We start from the raw sequence: 18,431 nt of genomic DNA, 5'->3' as shown, positions 1-18,431 counted from the left end.
CATCACAGAAGCGAAAATGCCTCAAAAACTCATCCCAAATCATCGCACGATAAATTCAAAACAGCTTCTTACTTATAACATTATGTTATGAGAGAAATTCAAAACGGTTTCTAAACAGGTTTTTATCCGAATCTGAAATTTGTGCCGATTAATAGGCTGATTTTTGGCTTATTTATGATATCCTTTTAAAAATGGGACAAAGATTATATAAATAGACCTTGTATATATTGGGAATTTGTCCCATTTTTGCGCTTGATTTACAACAACTCGTATAAGATATTTGTTGATTAACTAAACTTTTTAATTAGAAAGAAATGAAAAAGAATTTGTTTTTTTATGTGTTTGCCGTGCTTTGCACGATGCCTTTCTTCACTTCGTGTAGTGATGATGACGATCCGGTAGAAACTGTTTCTGCGGCGGATTCTGTCATTGGTGATTATCAAGGTAATTTGAGTATTGCTTTGGTTACAGATGGGGTTTCTGTTCCTACGGGGGATGCTATTTCACAGACCATATCGGTTGCGAAAGCAGGAGACAATGCAGTAGATTTGCAGATTACAGACTTTACATTTATGGAAATGCCTATAGGCAATATTGCCTTGGAAAATTGTCAATTGACGAGCGCAGGTGATAATACCTATAATTTCACAGCTACTTCCAATTTGGCTGTAGCGGGGATGCTTGAAGCTGATATTGATGCTACGGGTACTTTTGAGAATGGGAAATTGAATCTTGATTTAAACATAGACAATGTATCGTTGTTGGGAAATCCTGTTTCTTATACAGTGGAGGTGACTTACGAGGGTACAAAAGCTGCCAATTGAAAATGAAAATTTTTGGAGTACGGGTGTGAGGAGAGGTTTCTCGCTTTCCGTGCTTTTTTATTGGTGATTCAATTTTGATGGAAATGAGAAAATATTTGTTTTTTTACTTGTTTGTTGCAGTATGTATTGCATCGTTGTTTACATCATGTGATGAGGATGATGTAATAAGAAGCAGTGAAGCGAATATAACATCGTTTACTTTTGACACAACGGTAGCTGCCAATGCTGCAGTACTTTCTCAACCGGTAATAGATGAGGCAAATGCTACTATTACTTTCAAGGCAGAAGAAGGTGGTGATGTAAGTGCTTTGGTTCCGACTATTGAAGTTTCAGCCGGTGCTACGGTAACTCCGGCAAGCGGTTCGGCTGTAAGCTTTGCAAGTGGCTCGGCTACATTTACTGTAGTAGCTGAAGATGGTACTTCTAAGACTTATACTGTTTCTTGCAGCATGGGTAGCCTTATCCAGTACGATTTCGAAACATGGGCTACTCCTGAAGGTGCTATGTCTCCCGAAGTGGTAAATCCCGAAGGCTGGGCTACTTGTAACGATGCCGTAGCCTTGATAAAGAACTTAGGTAGTTTGGGAGGCATTACTTATACGGGTGAATATCCGGTACGTCAGACCACAGATGCTTATTCGGGAAGTACAGCTGCTATGCTGGAATCGGTTGATACGCAAGGTGGAAATATTTTTGGACAAACCATACCGAAGGTGACTGCCGGTTCTATGTTCTTGGGTACGTTTAATGCTTTTGCTGCTATGACTGACCCGATGGCAACGACTGAATTTGGTATTCTTTATGATAAAAAGCCTGTGAAGGTATCAGGTTATTATAAGTACACTCCGGGTGCAGAGTTTTATAATGCCGCAGGTGAATTGCAGGCAGACCAGAAAGATGCTTGCGCCATCAGTGCAGTTTTGTATGAAGTGGAAAATGAAGATGAAACGTTGGATGGAAGTACCATCTATACATCAGATAAGATTGTGGCAATGGCTTCTTTCAGTTCTGGAGAAACTGTAGCTGAATATACTCCGTTCGAACTGAATTTGGAATATGTAAAGGACTATGATGCCAGCAAGACATACAAGTTTGCCGTTATCTTCTCGGCAAGTGCAGACGGTGCGGCTTATAATGCGGCTGTAGGAAGTACATTGTATATTGATGATGTAACGATAGAAAATGAAGCTGTAACAGAATAAATCTGTATACATCTGATATTGACAAAAAACAAATCATCCTGAAATCGGAAAGTAAATTGCTGGTTTCAGGATGATTTGTTTTTTGTCAAAATGCATGTTTGCCAACAGCCAATACATACTCCTTAAAAATGAATATATACTGCATGCGCGGTTGAATATATACTTCATCGGCGGTTGAAGATATCTTCATCAGCAGTTGAAGTATATCTTCATCAGCGAATGCAGTGCTACTGCGTTTTCAACCCTAGCTGGACTGGCTGGTTGCGGACATGCGTATTGGGCAATTATTGTCCATAGGCATACCTGAAATCATTTTTACGTGATGTTCCCAAGTGTGGTAGAGGCTTTGCCATTGAGGATAATTTCTTAAAGTTTCCTGTATTCCAGCGGACTGATGCCCACATAGCGTTTAAAATATTTGCCGAAGAACGAGATGTTGGCAAAGTTCAGCGAGTCGGAGATTGCCTGTATGGTGAGGTTGGTCGATTTCAGTTGTGACTTGGCATCCATAATAACCATCGATGCAATGACATCAATGCATGTCTTGCCCGTTATCTGTTTTACTACGGCGCACAGATGTGCATGCGTAATACCCAGTTTTTGTGCATACCAGCTTACGTTGCGCGTCTGGTTGTAGTGTTGGGTGACCAGTTGCATGAAGCTGCGGCATATCAGTTCGCTTTTCGACAAGGAAATCTTGTCATAATGCCGGCTTTTGTAGATGATGGAGATACCCGTATGAACGTCAGCATATAGGTTGGGGGCTATTTCCTGGCGTATTTTTTCGTTGAATTGTTCGTACATACCTATCAACATCTGCAGGTATTTTTCCATCATGAGTGCTCCTTCGGATTTTAGTGGGATAACTGGTCGCCCTAACGTAAGGAAGATTGCGTCCAGCATGGAACGCGACTGTCCGCTCCGTTCGATAAATCCCGAAGAAAATCCTAGAAAATAGATTTTCAGGTCACCTCGTACTTCGTTTATCTGGAAGATGGTGCCTGGCATCAGTGTAATGACATCGTTGGGCCGCACCTGTATTTCGTTCAGGTTGACCATGGCTTCCACTTCTCCAGCGAGGCACATTACAAACATTTCACATTTCAGCCTTACGGGATAATGTGCATACAGGCTCAGCAGGTCTTTGTTGATGTCAGTACCTATCACCCAGTCTTCGGGCAGGTCTATCTTAGGCAATTCTTTTTCGTTTGTTTCCATGCTATTGATTGGTGTTTGGTGGCAAAGTTACTTTTTAATCTTGAAATCCATAATTATCAGGCATAAAAGATTTTTTCAAATTAACAAATGAGACACACGTAATGTCTGTACCGGACGATTGTTTGTCACGAAGGTTTGTCACGAAGGACACAGAGTCTCGGTCAATTGCGGCGATTCCGTACAGGCAAGGTGGTGAAGCGTTTTGTGTCTTTGCGTTCAGTTGATCAATAGACAAAAAAATACCAGATAATAAAAATAGAACAAAAATAATAAAAATAGATATTGTGAGTTTTTGTGAAAGATTGCAATTTTGCAAACGAAAAAAATAACAATACAAAGAGTAAACGGGGATTCCGTATATTTGGAGTCGGGAATGAATGTGTTTACCGGATCCTAAGAAAAGGACAATATGAATGATGCTCTATGGTTTATATTCCGGTTATGGTGAAGAAAATACAATATTTGTACGTTGGTGGGTTACCGGAAACTTAAAAAACAAAAACGGATGAAAGGCTAACAAGCTTAAAATTAAGTAAAGTAGTAGAGCATCGTAATTATTGAAGAAAAGGCCAAAATGCTAAAAAAAAGAACAATTGGGGAAACTCAAACTTAAATACTTAAAACTCGAACAACAACAATTTTAACATGAGAAAGATGAAAAAGTATGTAGTAATGTTTTGTGCGCTGTTAGCGATGGGTGCATCTGTTGCATCCTGCTCTTCAGATGAGGAGGTGGTGCAGGGCGCAGCAGGACAAGGAGAAGCTATGGTCATGTTTGACGTAGCTACCAATGTGGCTTATAGCCGGACAATTTATGACGATGCAAAAGTCGCAGCGAATTATAAGCTGACTTTAACTAAAGAAGGAGAGTCTGAACCTCTGTTTAAAGATGTGGATTATGGCGATTTGGAGTTGGAATACAAAGTAGAGGCGGATGTTAATTACACATTATCCGCTTATTATGGCGAAGATGTTCCTGCTGGTTTTGATAAATTGTATATGACAGGTAGTCAGACATTCAGTGTCGTAGCAGGTGATAAGAAAACGGTTACAATCAGTACAAATCCGGCTAATTCGAAACTGATTTTGGCTTACAAAGGTTTGAAAGAAGACGGATCTGACAAATTTACTGATTATTTTAAAGATTGTGCGGTGAGTATCAAGACTTCGTATATGACCGAGGCTTTTTCTATGGCAATCGCTGATGAAGGCAAGGAATTATTCTTGAAAACCAGTAATGATGATAATGAAGGCGATGGTACTGCTGTAGATTTGGCTTTTACTATTACCAATAAAGAAGGAGAAGTTGTGACTGTAGAGGGTTTTGAGGCTAATAAAACGGTATATATAAAACCGGCTTACGCTTATACGGTTACCATTACTCCTGCAAAAAATGGTGTTGATGGAGGATTGGTTGGACTGAACATTACCGTTGATGACGGGGTGACAGATGAAGATGTCAATATAACTATTCCCGCAGAATACCTTTCAACTACGGCAACCGAATAATTTTAAACGAGACAATTATGAAACAGAATAAAAATAAATATGTTATCTTTTTGTGCCTAAGCCTGTTGTTGGGCTTTTCGTCTTGCGAGATGAAAGACGAATTGTTGGGACATGAAGAACAGACCGAACAATTAGGGTCTTTGGAAGTGGAGCTTTTCTCCATTTATAATAATGTGATTATGAGCCGTGCAGAAGAAGATGTTACGGCTGAAGACGATGGTACAACGACAGGCGATTTTGACGCTGTAGACAAAGATGTCAATCAGTACACATTGGTTGTGATTAATACGGAAACGCAAGAAGTTGTGAAAAAAGGACAGGTGAGTGATTTGAAAAACGGAGGAGACAAGATTTCTCTTCCTTTGCCTGTAGGTAAATATAACGTAAAGGCTTATAATTATGATTGCTCCAATATAAGCGTTTCCACTCGTCCCTATTTTGAAGGAAGTGCTAATTTTAGTATAACGAATGGGACACCGACAGATGTTACGTTGTCTTGTAAATTATCTTGGATTGAAGTGAAACTGAACCCTACCAATGCGTTCATCAATGCTTTCAAAGATGATTATACGATCACGGTAGACAATGGTGATGGAGCAAGCCAAATGTTCAATAAAAATAATATCGGAACAAAATATTATTTCAAAACACCGGTCAATAAGAATAGCTTGACCGTATCTGTAAAAGCTACAACCCAAGAAGGAAATACGCCGATAGATATGGTTTATACCATTCAGAAGCCGGCGGATGCAGAAGGACAATCGGCTAATTTGGCAGGCGGTGATTCATTCTTAATTAACTTGACAGAGGCAAAGGCAACAGATAGCCACATCAGTGCTATTGAAATATCTGCCAACCTTACCTTTACTACAGATGGAACGACTGTAGAGATTCCGTTTGAAGACATTATTTACAATGGACCAGGGTTAACCCCACAACCTCCTGTAGGAGAACCAACTATAACATTTACAGGACTTCCAGCCACTTACAATTGTGCATTTGGGGATCAAACAATTGCCGGCTTACAAAATGTTGTTATATATGTTTCTGAGAACTCTACAGGAATCAAGAGCTTGAATGTAACGATATCGGGTGCTATTGAAAGTTTGTTAGGTATGGTTTCATTACCCAATTCTTTTGATATCTGTGATTTGGATGATGGTGTTAAAAACGCTTTAGTCGGACTTGGATTGATATCAGAAGATGATTACGCAGGCTTGCATGCCGGGACAGTAAAGAAATTTACCTTCAATTTAAGCAGTTTGCTTGTGCTTGTACCGCAAGTAGTGACAACCGGAACAAGTACATTTAGCTTGTCCGTCAATGACGGTGTTACTACAGATGGAGGTGATATAATTGTAAATGTTAATTGATAGTAGGAGGCAAAAGCATGAAAACAACCAAAACGATATTGGCAAGTATAATGCTTGCGGCAGGCTTTTTATCTTCCTGCCAATCTGAACTGGATGAAAGCGTAAGCGGATATGGTTATCTACAGCTTTCTTCAGTAGAAGTAAATAAAACGGTAGACAGCCGTGCCGATGTGACGGCTACAGAAGACATAGCTGTAGACATTTTAGATGAAGACGGCGAAGTGGTAAAGCATGTTGATGATTGGAACGATTTAAACTCTTCTTCCGAGGGAGTTGTGTTACCGGTAGGCACTTATGCCGTGAAAGCATATTCTTTCGATAAGGATAAGGAAGCTCAAGGATTTGATGCCGAACCTTACTACGAAGGGGTAACAGAAAATGTATCCATTGTTGCCAATCAAGCGAAAGTAGTGGATGTAGCTTGTACCTTAGCACAGAGTCTGGTTAAAGTAAACTATTTGGACAACTTTAAGAATGCTTTCAAGACATTTACCTGTACCATTGAAGGCGAGTCGAATTTAAGTATTCCCTTTTCTGTTACGGAAGAACGTTCTGCATATGTAAAAGCGGGTCAGGCATTATCTGTTAAGATTGTGTTTGAAAACGATAAGGTATTTACCCAACAAATTACAGCTAAGGCTGAAGCTGCCATTCGTTACAATGTAAACTTGGATTTTGCTTCTGGTTCACAGGGCATTGACATTGTATTCGACCCAACTATTCATCAGTATGAAGTGACATTGAAAGTTCCGACCCAAATAGAAAGCACGGACATGGTGACAACCAACATCTCATCAGATATATCTAAGGTATGGGGGCAATTCGCTTATCTGTCCGGTCAATGCAATTTGACCGATGCAACCGCTCCGGTACAGTTCTATTATAAGAAGAAAGATGCTGCCGAATGGAGTACCATTGCTGCTACAAAAGAGGGTGAAACCAACAATTATACGGCTAAAGTCGCTCCATTGGATTTTGGTACAGAATATGAATACTACATCGAATGCGGTGGAAAAGTAGGTGAAACGACTTCATTTACCACTGAATCGTATGTGGAAATACCTAATTTAGGTTTTGAAGATTGGACACAGGATGGTAAGAACTGGTATCCTAATGCGGATGCAAGCAATAGCTATTGGGCAACGGGTAATGAAGGTGTTACGACCTTGGGAGATTCTAACAGTGTTCCTGTTGAAGGTTCTGATGCTCGTACGGGCAAGGCTGCAAAGTTACAGACCGTAACGGTAGCTTTAGTTGGTTATGCAGCTGGGAACTTGTTAATTGGAAATTATAGTACAAACTTGAGTGACATGGCTTCAAGTGTTTCATTCGGTCGTCCATATAACGGTGCTCGTCCTGTGAAATTGACTGGGTATTATAAATACACTCCGGGTACTTCGATGAATAGTAATGGAAAGATACCGACAGATCGTACTTTGACAGTAGACGAATGCGATATTTATGTAAAATTGTGGTCTGGCGGCGTTAACGGTACATTGATTGGGGAAGGTCATTTTATTTCTAATGAAACTCAATCTACGTATGCTCCGTTTACCGTTGATATAGAATATACTGACACTACAAAGCACCCTGATACAATTACGATTGTTGCTACTTCAAGCCGTTACGGAGGTGAATTTGAAGGTACAAATATGTTCAATACAAAAGTTGTGGGACAGGTAGCTGCAAACAGTACCCTTTGGGTAGACGATTTTGAATTATCATACTATTAATATTTTGAATGAAGAAATATATAGTACTTTTATTCTTAGCTTTTTCGTGCATGAATGCCCTTCATGCACGGAAAGGCTTTGACCGTGAAATAAAGCAAACCCTGTTTGTACCGAAAGGGACATGGATGGGAGGTGTTTCGTTCTCGTATATGGAATTGACGGGAGACGATTACAAGTTTTTGGTATTGGATGATATGGGAGGCGAAGGTTACACTTTTAAGGTCAGTCCATACGTCGGGTATTTTATTAAAGACAACATTGCGGTAGGTGCACGTTTTAATTACAATCGGACGTATGCTGACATTGGCAACATTGATATTGATTTAGGCGATGATCTCAATTTCAATATTTCCGATTATAAATACTTGGAGCATCAGTATACAGCTTCCGGATTCTTGCGCACCTATATGGGATTGGGTAATAGCAAGATATTCGGTTTTTTCAATGAAGTACGCCTTACGTACGGATATGGTCAGGGCAAGACATTGTCTGGTACCGGCAATGACCAGACAGGTACTTACCAGACTTCGCACCATTTGCAGATAGGTTCTGTGCCGGGACTAACTGCTTTTGTAATGAACAATGTAGCGGTGGAAGTCTCGATTAATTTGATTGGTCTTGACTTTAAATGGGCGGAACAGGTGACGAATCAGGTGGAACACAGTTCGTACCGCAAGAGTTCGGCGAACTTTAAGGTGAATATATTTTCTATCAATATAGGTGTTTGTACATATTTTTAAGTGTAGTTTTATGAGATTGAAACCAGTGAGAACGGTTGTTGCGCTATTGTTGTCGGGATTATTTGTTTCGTGTATAGAAAATGATATTCCCTACCCATATATCGAAGGTTATATCGAGGATATACAGGTAGAGGATATGGAAGGGGATGCAGAAATAGACCGGACAAACCGTGTGGTGAATATAACGGTGGGCGAGGATGTATTTTTGGATAGCCTGCCTATTACCCGTTTGGTAGTGAATGAAGATGCAACGATTTATCCGGATTCTGCGGCTTGCATCCGTGTAAACGGTTTCCCTACGTTCAGTTTTTCTTCGCTGGATGAATTGCCGGGCAATGCCAACACGGCTGTAGATTTTACCAATCCTGCCCATTTCCTGTTGCGGACGTATCAGGATTATCAATGGACAATCAATGTCACGCAAAACATTGTCCGCGAAATTGTGGTGGATAATCAAGCTGGCGTAGACCCCCAATTTGATTTTCAAAATCATATTGTGATTGTGTATGTAACGGATGAAGCGGATTATGGTAATATCCAGTTTAGTAAATTGGATTTGGAAGGGACAAAAACCACCTTGGAACCTGACTTTAGAACCGTGACCGATTTTACCCGTCCCCGTACATTCAAAGCATATCGCAACGGCAAGTATGTATGCGATTGGACGGTAGATGTGCAAAAATCGTCTACCGCAGCAGCGATTACCAGTTACAATGCATGGGCAACTAAAGTGGAGTTAAGCGGAAGTGTACGTTCGGGACTTACCCCCACGTTGCAATATCGGGTGCAAGGTACGGATGCATGGACCGAAGTGCCTGCATCGCAAATTACCATGCAAGGCAATACGGCTTTCTCAGCTACCGTAACGGGATTGGAGGATGGAACAAACTATGAGATGAAAGCTACGGCAGGTGGAAGCGATAGCGAGTCTCTTTTGTTTCAGACGGAAACTATTACGACTATTCCAAACTTGAATTTGGATACATGGACGCAGGGGGGAGCAAGCGGTAAGGCATGGTATCCCAATCCGGTAGCTAACAACTTGGATGACCCGCAGGCTTACTGGGCAACTGGAAATGAAGGTGTGACTTCGTATAAAGACCCGAATACAGTTCCGGTAGAAGGCAGTGATGCCTATCGTGGAAAAGCAGCTAAGATGCAGACTATATCAGTGGCTTTGGTGGGAGTGGCAGCAGGCAATTTGTTTGTCGGTACGTATAAAACCCAATTGACCGCACCTTCTACAAGCGTTTCTTTTGGTCAGCCTTATACAGGTGCACGCATGACGAAACTGAGTGGGTATTATAAATATACACCGATGCCTATCAATTATCCCACTTCGGGTACGAGTATACCGGGCAATCTGACGATAGACCAATGCCATGTTTATTTGATACTATGGGATTCGGCTGGAAACCAAATAGCGTATGGCGAGTTTTATAGTAGTGAAAGCGTCACGCAATATACAAAGTTTGAAGTAGATATTGAATATAGCAATCGGACGGCTAAACCTGCCAAGTTGGCGATTGTTGCTACTTCTAGCAGATATGGAGGTGATTTCGACGGGATGAAAGTAGTCGGTCAGGTAGGTGAGGGAAGTACCCTTTGGATAGATGAATTGGAATTGAGTTATGATTAATGCTTATAATGAGGAAAAAGATGATGCAGAAAATAACAAAAGTTGTTGCGTTTTGGGCTTTGGCAATCTTATTGTTCGCTTGCAATGAGGAAGAGATTGTTACAATGAACCAAAAAACGGGAAAGCTGATAGTGGGCGGTGTGGAAGTGTCTGCCATAGTAGGCGATATGCAGTCGCGGGCTACACTTGAAAACGTTCCTTCGGGTAATGAATTTACCATTATGGTGAAAAGCGAAGACGGTTCTTTCGAACGTACCTTGGAAGAAGGCGTATTTTCGTGTATATTGCCTGTGGGTACATATACCGTAGAAGCAGCGTATGGCGAAGACAAGATAGCAACGGATAAACCTTATTTTTGTGGCAGTGCTTCGGTTGAAATTAAAGAGGGAATGACCGAGAGTATTTCTGTAACCGCTTCGTTGCAAAGTGCCATTATCCGTGCGGTAATGGATGAGGAACTGTTGGCTCAATATGAAGATTACACGTTGTGGATTTCGGAAGCCGGTAGTTCGGATATGGAGTCTATAGATAATGACAAAGACATCTTTGTTCCGGCAGGAGACGATTATCTCTTGCGATTGACTGGAACCAACCTGTTAGGTGATGATGTAAATACTTCTTGGGAGTTGAAGTCGCTTTCTCCCAAGACCCGTTACATTGTGTCTTGTGATGCAGACTTGCCCAGCTTTACTTTCCCCGAACAAGCGGTAACCAATGCATGGAGCAAATTTATCTACATCACTCCCATGACGGCTGAGAATATGACTTCTCATCCGGAAAAGGCGCAGCAAGTAATGGATAACATTGTTTATGAAGCTTCTGCCGATAATGGCAATACATGGATGCCTGCTGAATATGATTCTGAGAATGAAAAATGGGTGATTAAAGGTTTGCAGCCGAGTACAGCCTATACGCTTCGTTCCCGTTTTGGGGGAGTAGTAAGTAGTAATACGCAGGCGATTACTACGGAGAATGCACAAGAACTAGAAAATGGCGATATGGAAGACTGGACGAGTACCTCAGTGTATGGAGGTAATGGAAGTTATTCTGCATCCATAAATTGTGATTACTGCACAGGATGGAGTACTCGAAATGAGAGAACTACGGATGGTGCTGAGAATGCAAATGGTAATTTCCTTTGGAACACTAATTATGCAACTAACTGGAAATGGTGTTCTGGAACTGTATCAACTTCAGATTCAAAAGAAGGTAATGCTGCAGAAATTTCGACATTAGGATTATATAATCAAAGAGTTAGCGGAGTTTATGATAGGAATGAAATAGAGAGCGAAGTAAAGGGAAATGGAACTGTATATGTAGGATATTTATTATATGGTACATACGATTTATCATCTGATACATATACTTTAGGGAAAGAACATCTTACGCGACCCGTTTCTATGTCTTTTGATTATAAATATGCGCCGGTTGAAGGTGACCAATGTATAGCTTATGCGAAACTATATGATGCTGCGAAACGGGAAATTGCTTCAACAGAAGAGTTTCGTTCAGGCGCAGCAGGAAGTTATACTACATCGACTTTAAGGCTTGTTTATACGGACTTGGAATGTCAAGCTGCCTGTATCGGAGTTTTTTTCCAATCAGGGACAGATAATGATATAAATAAAATGACATTAGTTGAAGGCTCACATACGACTTCTCCTCATAATAGAGATAGAATTGTAGGCAGTGTCCTTAAAGTAGACAACGTAAAATTGAACTATGAATATGAATAAGATAATTTCAAAAATAGGAATAGCTTTTGCATTGCTTGCGTTGATCGGTTCTTGTTCGGTAGAAAACCTGCCGCAAGATGAAGAAGCATACGGCAGGATAAACTTTGCACTCAATGCAGGAGATGCCCGTGCGATTGATACTTCGTATGATAAGAATGCGTTTCAAGTATCTGTAAAGCAAGGGAATAACACGGTGGTGAAACCTCAACCGTATAGCGAAATGCAAGACGGGGTATTGGTAAAAGTAGGTAGCGGTTATCAGGCATACGCCGAAAGCTGTTCGGAAGCCGAAGCAGAAAGTGCGAACGGTGGTTGGGGCCGCATCCGTTATTATGGTGCATCCGAACTGTTTGCTGTAGCAAAGGACCAGGCAATGTGGGTAGAGTTACCTTGTGCCGTAGTCAATGCGGCTGTTTCCGTTCAGACGGATGAAGAAGTAACGTCTTCTGCTTATCGGCTTACAATACAAGCAAGTGATAATACCGGCAGAAGTCTGACATTCGATTCCTCGACTAAAGAAAATATAGCGTATTTTAATGTGGCAGGAAGCCGGACAATCCAATATACCTTGACAATCGGCGATTATACGCTTTCCCAGTCGTTTGCCATTCAGCCTCAGCATTCTTATACATTGGATGTCCATAAACAAACGAATGAAGAAATCACGGTTTCTATCGGCGTAACTGTTGACGATACAGTTGACGAAGATACAACAGAAGGAACTTATAATCCTTATGTATAAACAATCGCTCAATATAACTGAATAATCTGTCCGTAATCGACCGGTCTTTATAGGCCGGTTGCGGACTTTTACCAGATTATATTCTCTTTCTGATATCAGTACAGACCGGTCCTCGACAATTATTCTAGTACAAAGACCGGATGGTTGGGAGTACTGGCTTCAGGGCGGTAGGTAAAGCCTTCCCATTTGAATGTCTTGATTTGTTCGGGGGCTTCTATCCGATTTTTTAAGAGAAAGCGGGTCATTTCTCCGCGACACATTTTGGCGTAGACGGTAATGCTTTTGAGCTTTCCCTCTTTTTGTACCAAAAAATCAGGGGTAATGACGTGCACGGCTTCGGTGATGCGTTCCCAATGAAACAGGTCTTTCATTTCTGCACTGGCAAGATTGACAAGTATGCCTCCCTGCTTACGGATGGCTTCGATAAACCAGCTGGTCAGTATGGGTTTCCAGTAATCAAACATTGTGCAATCGTGTTTAGGCAGGCATACGTTGCCTTCGAGACGGTAGGAATGAATCAGGTCGAGCGGACGCAACAAACCGTACAAAAAGGAAGTGATAAGCAGATGCTCTTGTGCATAAGTGAAATCATCGAGCGTAAATGACGAGCCATTAATGTGCTTGAATACCATACCTGTATATGCCAGCAAGGCGGGAAGTGAAGGTGTGTCGGGTGAAAAGAAGTTCTGATAGCGCAGGTAGTTCTCGGCAGCCAGCTTGGTATTGATATGGAGCAGTTTGCCTAAATCATTGGCACTGAATTGATTCATTTCCATAGCGTTTGCCCGGGCTTCGCTTTCGAAGTAGGGTAAGGTGGTAAAAGGTAAGGTGACCCGGGGGTGACGTTCGGTCATGGTTTTGGCACAGGAAATAAACAGCAGCATATTTTATTTTAATGAAGAATGAAGAATGAAGAATGAAAAATGAAGAATTAAGAATTAAGAATGAAGAATGAAGAATTAAGAATACGTAAGTAAACATCCACTGATTCTTCATTCCTCATTCTTCATTTATTTATTATTTGTATTCTTGCCAACTCTTTATCTTGATGTCTTCCTGCTTCATCTGACAGAAAGCTTCGATAAAGGCTTTTGCCAGGCGGGCATTGGTAATAAGCGGGATGTTATGGTCGATGGCACCCCGGCGGATACGGTATCCGTTGGTCAGTTCACGTTTGGTGTGATTTTTCGGAATGTTTACAATCAGGTCAAACTTATGACCGGCAATCATCTTCATTACGTTGTTTTCGGCATGTGGACGTTCATCGGGCCAGAATACCGGAGTGGTAGGAATGCCGTGTGAATTGAGGAACGTGGCTGTACCAGCTGTGGCATAGATGTGGTAGCCGTTCTTGCTCAGTTCGTGGCTGGCATCCAACAGGTCGACTTTTGATTTTGTGGCACCCGAAGAAAGCAGGATGGATTTTTTCGGTATCTTGTATCCGGTAGCTATCATTGCATTCAGCAGGGCTTCGTCGAAATCATCACCCAGGCAGCCTACTTCTCCGGTAGATGACATGTCTACTCCTAATACCGGGTCGGCATTCTGCAGACGCGCAAACGAGAACTGGGAAGCTTTTACGCCTATCCAGTCGATGTCGAATGCCGACTTGTCGGGACGGGTGTAGGGAGCATCGAGCATGATGCGTGTGGCTGTTTCGATGAAGTTGCGTTTCAATACTTTCGATACGAAGGGGAAGCTGCGTGAAGCACGCAAGTTACATTCGATAACCTTTACTTCGTTTTTGCGTGCCAGATACTGGATATTGAACGGACCGGAGATATTCAGCTCTTGTGCGATGCGCCGGCTGATTTTCTTGATTTGGCGAGCTGTCGAGAAGTATATCTGCTGTGCGGGGAAGACCAAAGTGGCATCACCCGAGTGTACACCGGCATATTCGATGTGCTCAGAGATGGCATATTCTACAATTTCGCCGTTTTGTGCCACGGCATCGAATTCGATTTCCTTGGTTTCCTGCATGAATTGGGATACCACTACAGGGTATTGCTTTGAAACCTCACTTGCCATTTGGAGGTAACGCTTCAATTCTTCTTCATCGTAGCATACGTTCATTGCAGCACCGCTTAATACGTACGATGGGCGCACCAGAACAGGATAGCCTACTTTTTCCACGAATTTCTCTACGTCTTCCAGGCTGGTCAGTTCCTGCCAGGCGGGCTGGTCGATACCTAGCTGGTCGAGCATCGCTGAGAACTTGTTGCGGTTTTCGGCACGGTCGATGGAGATGGGTGAAGTACCGAGGATGGGTACCGACTGGCGGTAAAGCTTCATGGCAAGGTTGTTCGGGATTTGTCCGCCTACCGACACGATGACACCGCGGGGCTGTTCCAGATCGATGACATCCAGCACACGCTCGAATGATAATTCGTCGAAGTACAGGCGGTCGCACATATCATAATCGGTCGATACGGTTTCTGGATTATAGTTAATCATGATTGATTTGTATCCCAGTTTGCGTGCAGTCTGGATGGCGTTTACCGAGCACCAGTCGAACTCTACCGACGAACCGATGCGATAGGCACCTGAGCCAAGCACAATGACTGATTTTTCGTTCTTATAATAATTGATGTCATAGCCTTCGGTGCCATATGTCATATAGAGATAATTAGTCAGTTCAGGATGTTCCGAAGCCACGGTGTTGATACGTTTTACTGCAGGAAGGATACCCAGTTGTTTGCGATAGTCGCGTACCATAAGATTTTCTTTTTCCATGGTTCCGTTTGCAGGCTTCAATACGAAACGGGCAATTTGGAAATCGGAGAATCCCAGGCGTTTTGCCTCACGCAATACATCGGCAGGAAGTTCTTCCAGTGTGTTGTAAGTCTGTAACTTGTGCTTGTAATCAACGATGTTTTTCAGGCGTTCGATGAACCATGGGTCTATCTTGGTCAGGTCGTAAATACGTTCGATGGTATAGCCTTCTTCCAATGCCTGTGCGATAGCGAAGATACGGAGGTCGGTGGGGTTTGCCAGTTCATCGTCCAGATTATCAAAGCGGGTATGGTCGTTGCCTACGAAGCCGTGCATGCCCTGTCCTACCATACGCAATCCCTTTTGGATGATTTCTTCGAACGAACGTCCGATGGACATGATTTCGCCTACCGATTTCATACTCGAACCAATACGGCGTGATACGCCCACAAACTTGGTCAAGTCCCAACGCGGAATTTTGCAGATGAGATAATCCAGCGAGGGAGCTACGTATGCCGAGTTGGTCGTGCCCATTTCACCAATTTCATCGAGGTTGTATCCCAAAGCTATTTTTGCAGCTACGAAAGCGAGCGGATATCCGGTGGCTTTCGATGCCAATGCGGAAGAACGGCTGAGGCGTGCGTTCACCTCGATGATGCGGTAATCATTGGTTTCGGCATGGAAAGCGAACTGAATGTTACATTCACCCACGATGCCCAGATGGCGTACACATTGCTTGGATATTTCCTGTAGCATGGTGACTTGTTCTTCTTTGAGCGAACAAGTGGGGGCAACTACGATGGATTCGCCGGTGTGGATGCCCAGTGGGTCAAAATTCTCCATGCTTGCTACGGTGAAACAATGGTCATTTGCATCGCGGATAACCTCAAATTCGATTTCTTTCCAGCCTTTCAGCGATTCCTCTACCAAGATTTGCGGAGAGAATGTGAAAGCACTTTCAGCCAGTTCGATGAAAGCTTCTTCCGTGGGGCAGATACCGCTTCCCAAGCCTCCCAGCGCGTATGCCGAACGAATCATTACCGGATAACCGATGCGGCGTGCGGCTTCGATGGCATCTTTCGTGTTTTCTACAGCTTGGCTGATAGGGGTCTTTAGCGAAATTTCATTCAGCTTCTTAACGAAAAGATCACGGTCTTCGGTGTACATGATGGCATCTACCGAGGTGCCCAGCACTTCTACGCCATATTCTTTTAATGTTCCGTTGGTATACAATTCAGTACCGCAATTCAGGGCGGTTTGTCCTCCGAAAGCCAGCAGGATGCCGTCGGGCCGTTCTTTCTTGATGATTTCGGTTACGAAATACGGAGTGACCGGCAAGAAATATACTTGGTCGGCAATGCCTTCCGAGGTCTGGATGGTGGCGATGTTGGGATTGATGAGCACCGAACGTATTCCTTCTTCGCGTAAGGCTTTCAGTGCTTGCGAGCCCGAGTAGTCGAATTCTCCGGCTTGTCCGATCTTGAGTGCGCCCGACCCAAGGACCAGGACTTTCTTTAATTCCTTTTTCATGGCATTATATAGATTTATGTTGAGTTAATAATTAATAGTGAATAATGAATAACGAGGGTTGTAGTCTGCTACCGTTGTTAATTATTCATTGTTCATTATTAATTGGATGGACTCTTTTTGCAAAGGAACAATTTATTTTTGAAGAAAACAAAGGTTTTGATTATCTTTGTCCCAATAATTTAATAAGAAATTGCAATATGGAAAAAGAAAAGATTATTTTAACCGGTGACCGTCCTACCGGTAAATTACATATCGGACATTATGTTGGCTCTTTGCGTCGTCGTGTAGAACTTCAGAACTCAGGGCTTTACAAGAAAATCTTTGTATTTGAAGCCGACGGACAGGCACTGACCGATAACATTGACAATCCCGAAAAGGTGCGTCAGAACGTGATTGAGGTGGCTCTCGATTATCTGGCTGTGGGCTTGGATCCTTCGAAGTCGACCATTTTCATCCAGTCGCAGATACCGGAATTGTGCGAGCTTACCTTTTATTATATGGACTTGGTTACGGTGTCGCGCCTGCAACGCAACCCCACGGTGAAGACCGAAATCCAGATGCGCAATTTCGAGACCAGCATCCCCGTGGGCTTCTTTACCTATCCCATCAGCCAGGCGGCAGATATCACTGCCTTCAAGGCAACGACAGTGCCTGTAGGCGAAGACCAGGAGCCGATGTTGGAACAGGCACGTGAGATTGTGCGCCGCTTCAATTACATCTATGGCGAGACGCTGGTAGAACCCGAAATCCTGCTTCCCGACAATGCCGCTTGCCTGCGCTTGCCGGGAACGGACGGGAAGGCAAAGATGAGCAAGTCGTTGGGCAACTGCATCTATCTGTCCGATTCGGCGGATGAGGTAGAAAAGAAAGTGAGAAGCATGTACACCGACCCTACCCATATCAAGGTGAGCGATCCGGGTAAACTGGAAGGCAATACCGTATTTACTTACTTGGACGCTTTCTGCCGTCCGGAACATTTCGGCCGTTACCTGCCCGATTATGCCAACCTCGATGAATTGAAAGCGCATTATACACGTGGCGGTCTGGGCGATGTGAAAGTGAAGAAGTTCCTGGCAGCTATCATGCAAGAGGAACTGGCTCCGATACGCGAACGCCGGAAAGCGTATGAAAAAGACATTCCGGCTATTTACGACATGCTGAAGAAAGGGTGTGAGGTGGCACGTGAAGCCGCTGCACAGACACTCGATGAGGTGCGCCGTGCCATGAAAATCAATTATTTCGATGACGAGGCGTTGATAGCTGAGCAAGCCAAACGGTTCGGGCAAGAATAATTATATGGAAAAGGGCTTATTTGCCATGGAACGGTAGATAAGCCTCTTTTCCATTAAGAGAATAAGAAGCTGTTTTGAGAAGCTGTTTTGAATTTCTCCAAAATGTTTTTCTTGGCTTGATGTATCCGTTTTCGTGTGTGCTTTGGGCGATTTTTTGGTCCTTTCCGCTCCTGTTCTTCGT

General features: G+C 42.9%; 13 protein-coding genes. 10 read left to right on the top strand and 3 right to left on the bottom strand.

Annotation, left to right across the window (positions count from 1 at the left end; genetic code table 11):
• The first annotated feature begins 314 nt into the window (after nucleotides 1–314).
• A complete protein-coding gene (locus H9625_RS15505; RefSeq protein WP_087211550.1) occupies nucleotides 315–824 on the top strand; it encodes a calycin-like domain-containing protein in 510 nt (169 codons plus the stop codon).
• A gap of 95 nt (nucleotides 825–919) precedes the next feature.
• Nucleotides 920–2,026, top strand: a complete 1,107-nt coding sequence (locus H9625_RS15500; protein WP_191765232.1) for a PCMD domain-containing protein — start codon at nucleotides 920–922, stop codon at nucleotides 2,024–2,026.
• A gap of 366 nt (nucleotides 2,027–2,392) precedes the next feature.
• Here H9625_RS15500 and H9625_RS15495 read toward each other — a convergent pair whose 3' ends face one another.
• On the bottom strand, nucleotides 2,393–3,244 hold the full coding sequence (locus tag H9625_RS15495; RefSeq protein WP_022038802.1) for an AraC family transcriptional regulator: 852 nt from the start codon (nucleotides 3,242–3,244) through the stop codon (nucleotides 2,393–2,395).
• Between the two features lie 645 nt (nucleotides 3,245–3,889).
• On the opposite strand from H9625_RS15495, the gene H9625_RS15490 reads away from it, so the two are divergent.
• Genes H9625_RS15490 through H9625_RS15460 form a run of 7 tightly spaced genes read left to right on the top strand, consistent with a single transcriptional unit; the run spans nucleotide 3,890 to nucleotide 12,716 of the window.
• Nucleotides 3,890–4,753, top strand: coding sequence for a DUF4493 domain-containing protein (locus H9625_RS15490; protein WP_191765230.1), 864 nt, complete (start codon nucleotides 3,890–3,892; stop codon nucleotides 4,751–4,753).
• Between the two features lie 17 nt (nucleotides 4,754–4,770).
• Nucleotides 4,771–6,126, top strand: a complete 1,356-nt coding sequence (locus H9625_RS15485) for a DUF4493 domain-containing protein (RefSeq protein ID WP_191765228.1) — start codon at nucleotides 4,771–4,773, stop codon at nucleotides 6,124–6,126.
• A 38-nt stretch (nucleotides 6,127–6,164) separates the two neighbouring features.
• Complete coding sequence (locus tag H9625_RS15480) at nucleotides 6,165–7,859, top strand: DUF4493 domain-containing protein (RefSeq protein WP_225226469.1); 1,695 nt, start codon at nucleotides 6,165–6,167, stop codon at nucleotides 7,857–7,859.
• Between the two features lie 8 nt (nucleotides 7,860–7,867).
• Entirely contained in the window at nucleotides 7,868–8,599 is a 732-nt protein-coding gene (locus H9625_RS15475) for a hypothetical protein (protein WP_087406911.1), read from the top strand.
• Nucleotides 8,600–8,609: 10 nt separating this feature from the next.
• A complete protein-coding gene (locus tag H9625_RS15470) occupies nucleotides 8,610–10,238 on the top strand; it encodes a PCMD domain-containing protein (protein WP_191765224.1) in 1,629 nt (542 codons plus the stop codon).
• 20 nt (nucleotides 10,239–10,258) lie between these two features.
• The gene (locus tag H9625_RS15465) at nucleotides 10,259–11,974 is read left to right on the top strand and encodes a DUF4493 domain-containing protein (protein ID WP_225226468.1); all 1,716 of its coding nucleotides are present in this window, start codon (nucleotides 10,259–10,261) and stop codon (nucleotides 11,972–11,974) included.
• Nucleotides 11,967–12,716, top strand: coding sequence for a DUF4493 domain-containing protein (locus tag H9625_RS15460; RefSeq protein WP_191765222.1), 750 nt, complete (start codon nucleotides 11,967–11,969; stop codon nucleotides 12,714–12,716). The genes H9625_RS15465 and H9625_RS15460 overlap by 8 nt, the downstream gene beginning before the upstream one ends.
• 119 nt (nucleotides 12,717–12,835) lie before the next feature.
• On the opposite strand, the gene H9625_RS15455 is transcribed toward H9625_RS15460, so the two are convergent.
• Together H9625_RS15455 and carB are read right to left on the bottom strand one after the other, a co-directional pair.
• Entirely contained in the window at nucleotides 12,836–13,600 is a 765-nt protein-coding gene (locus H9625_RS15455; RefSeq protein WP_191765220.1) for a YaaA family protein, read from the bottom strand.
• Between the two features lie 133 nt (nucleotides 13,601–13,733).
• Nucleotides 13,734–16,958 (bottom strand): carbamoyl-phosphate synthase (glutamine-hydrolyzing) large subunit, encoded by a 3,225-nt coding sequence (carB, locus tag H9625_RS15450; protein ID WP_022038793.1) that lies wholly within the window; start codon nucleotides 16,956–16,958, stop codon nucleotides 13,734–13,736.
• Nucleotides 16,959–17,155: 197 nt separating this feature from the next.
• On the opposite strand from carB, the gene trpS reads away from it, so the two are divergent.
• On the top strand, nucleotides 17,156–18,250 hold the full coding sequence (gene trpS / locus H9625_RS15445) for a tryptophan--tRNA ligase (protein ID WP_087211582.1): 1,095 nt from the start codon (nucleotides 17,156–17,158) through the stop codon (nucleotides 18,248–18,250).
• Nucleotides 18,251–18,431: the final 181 nt, after the last annotated feature.

This window comes from Phocaeicola intestinalis, from assembly GCF_014837065.1.
In the GTDB taxonomy this organism is placed as follows: Bacteria; Bacteroidota; Bacteroidia; order Bacteroidales; family Bacteroidaceae; genus Phocaeicola; species Phocaeicola intestinalis.
The sequence above is the reverse complement of the archived record's forward strand: the minus strand, read 5'-3'. Positions and strand labels throughout refer to the sequence as shown.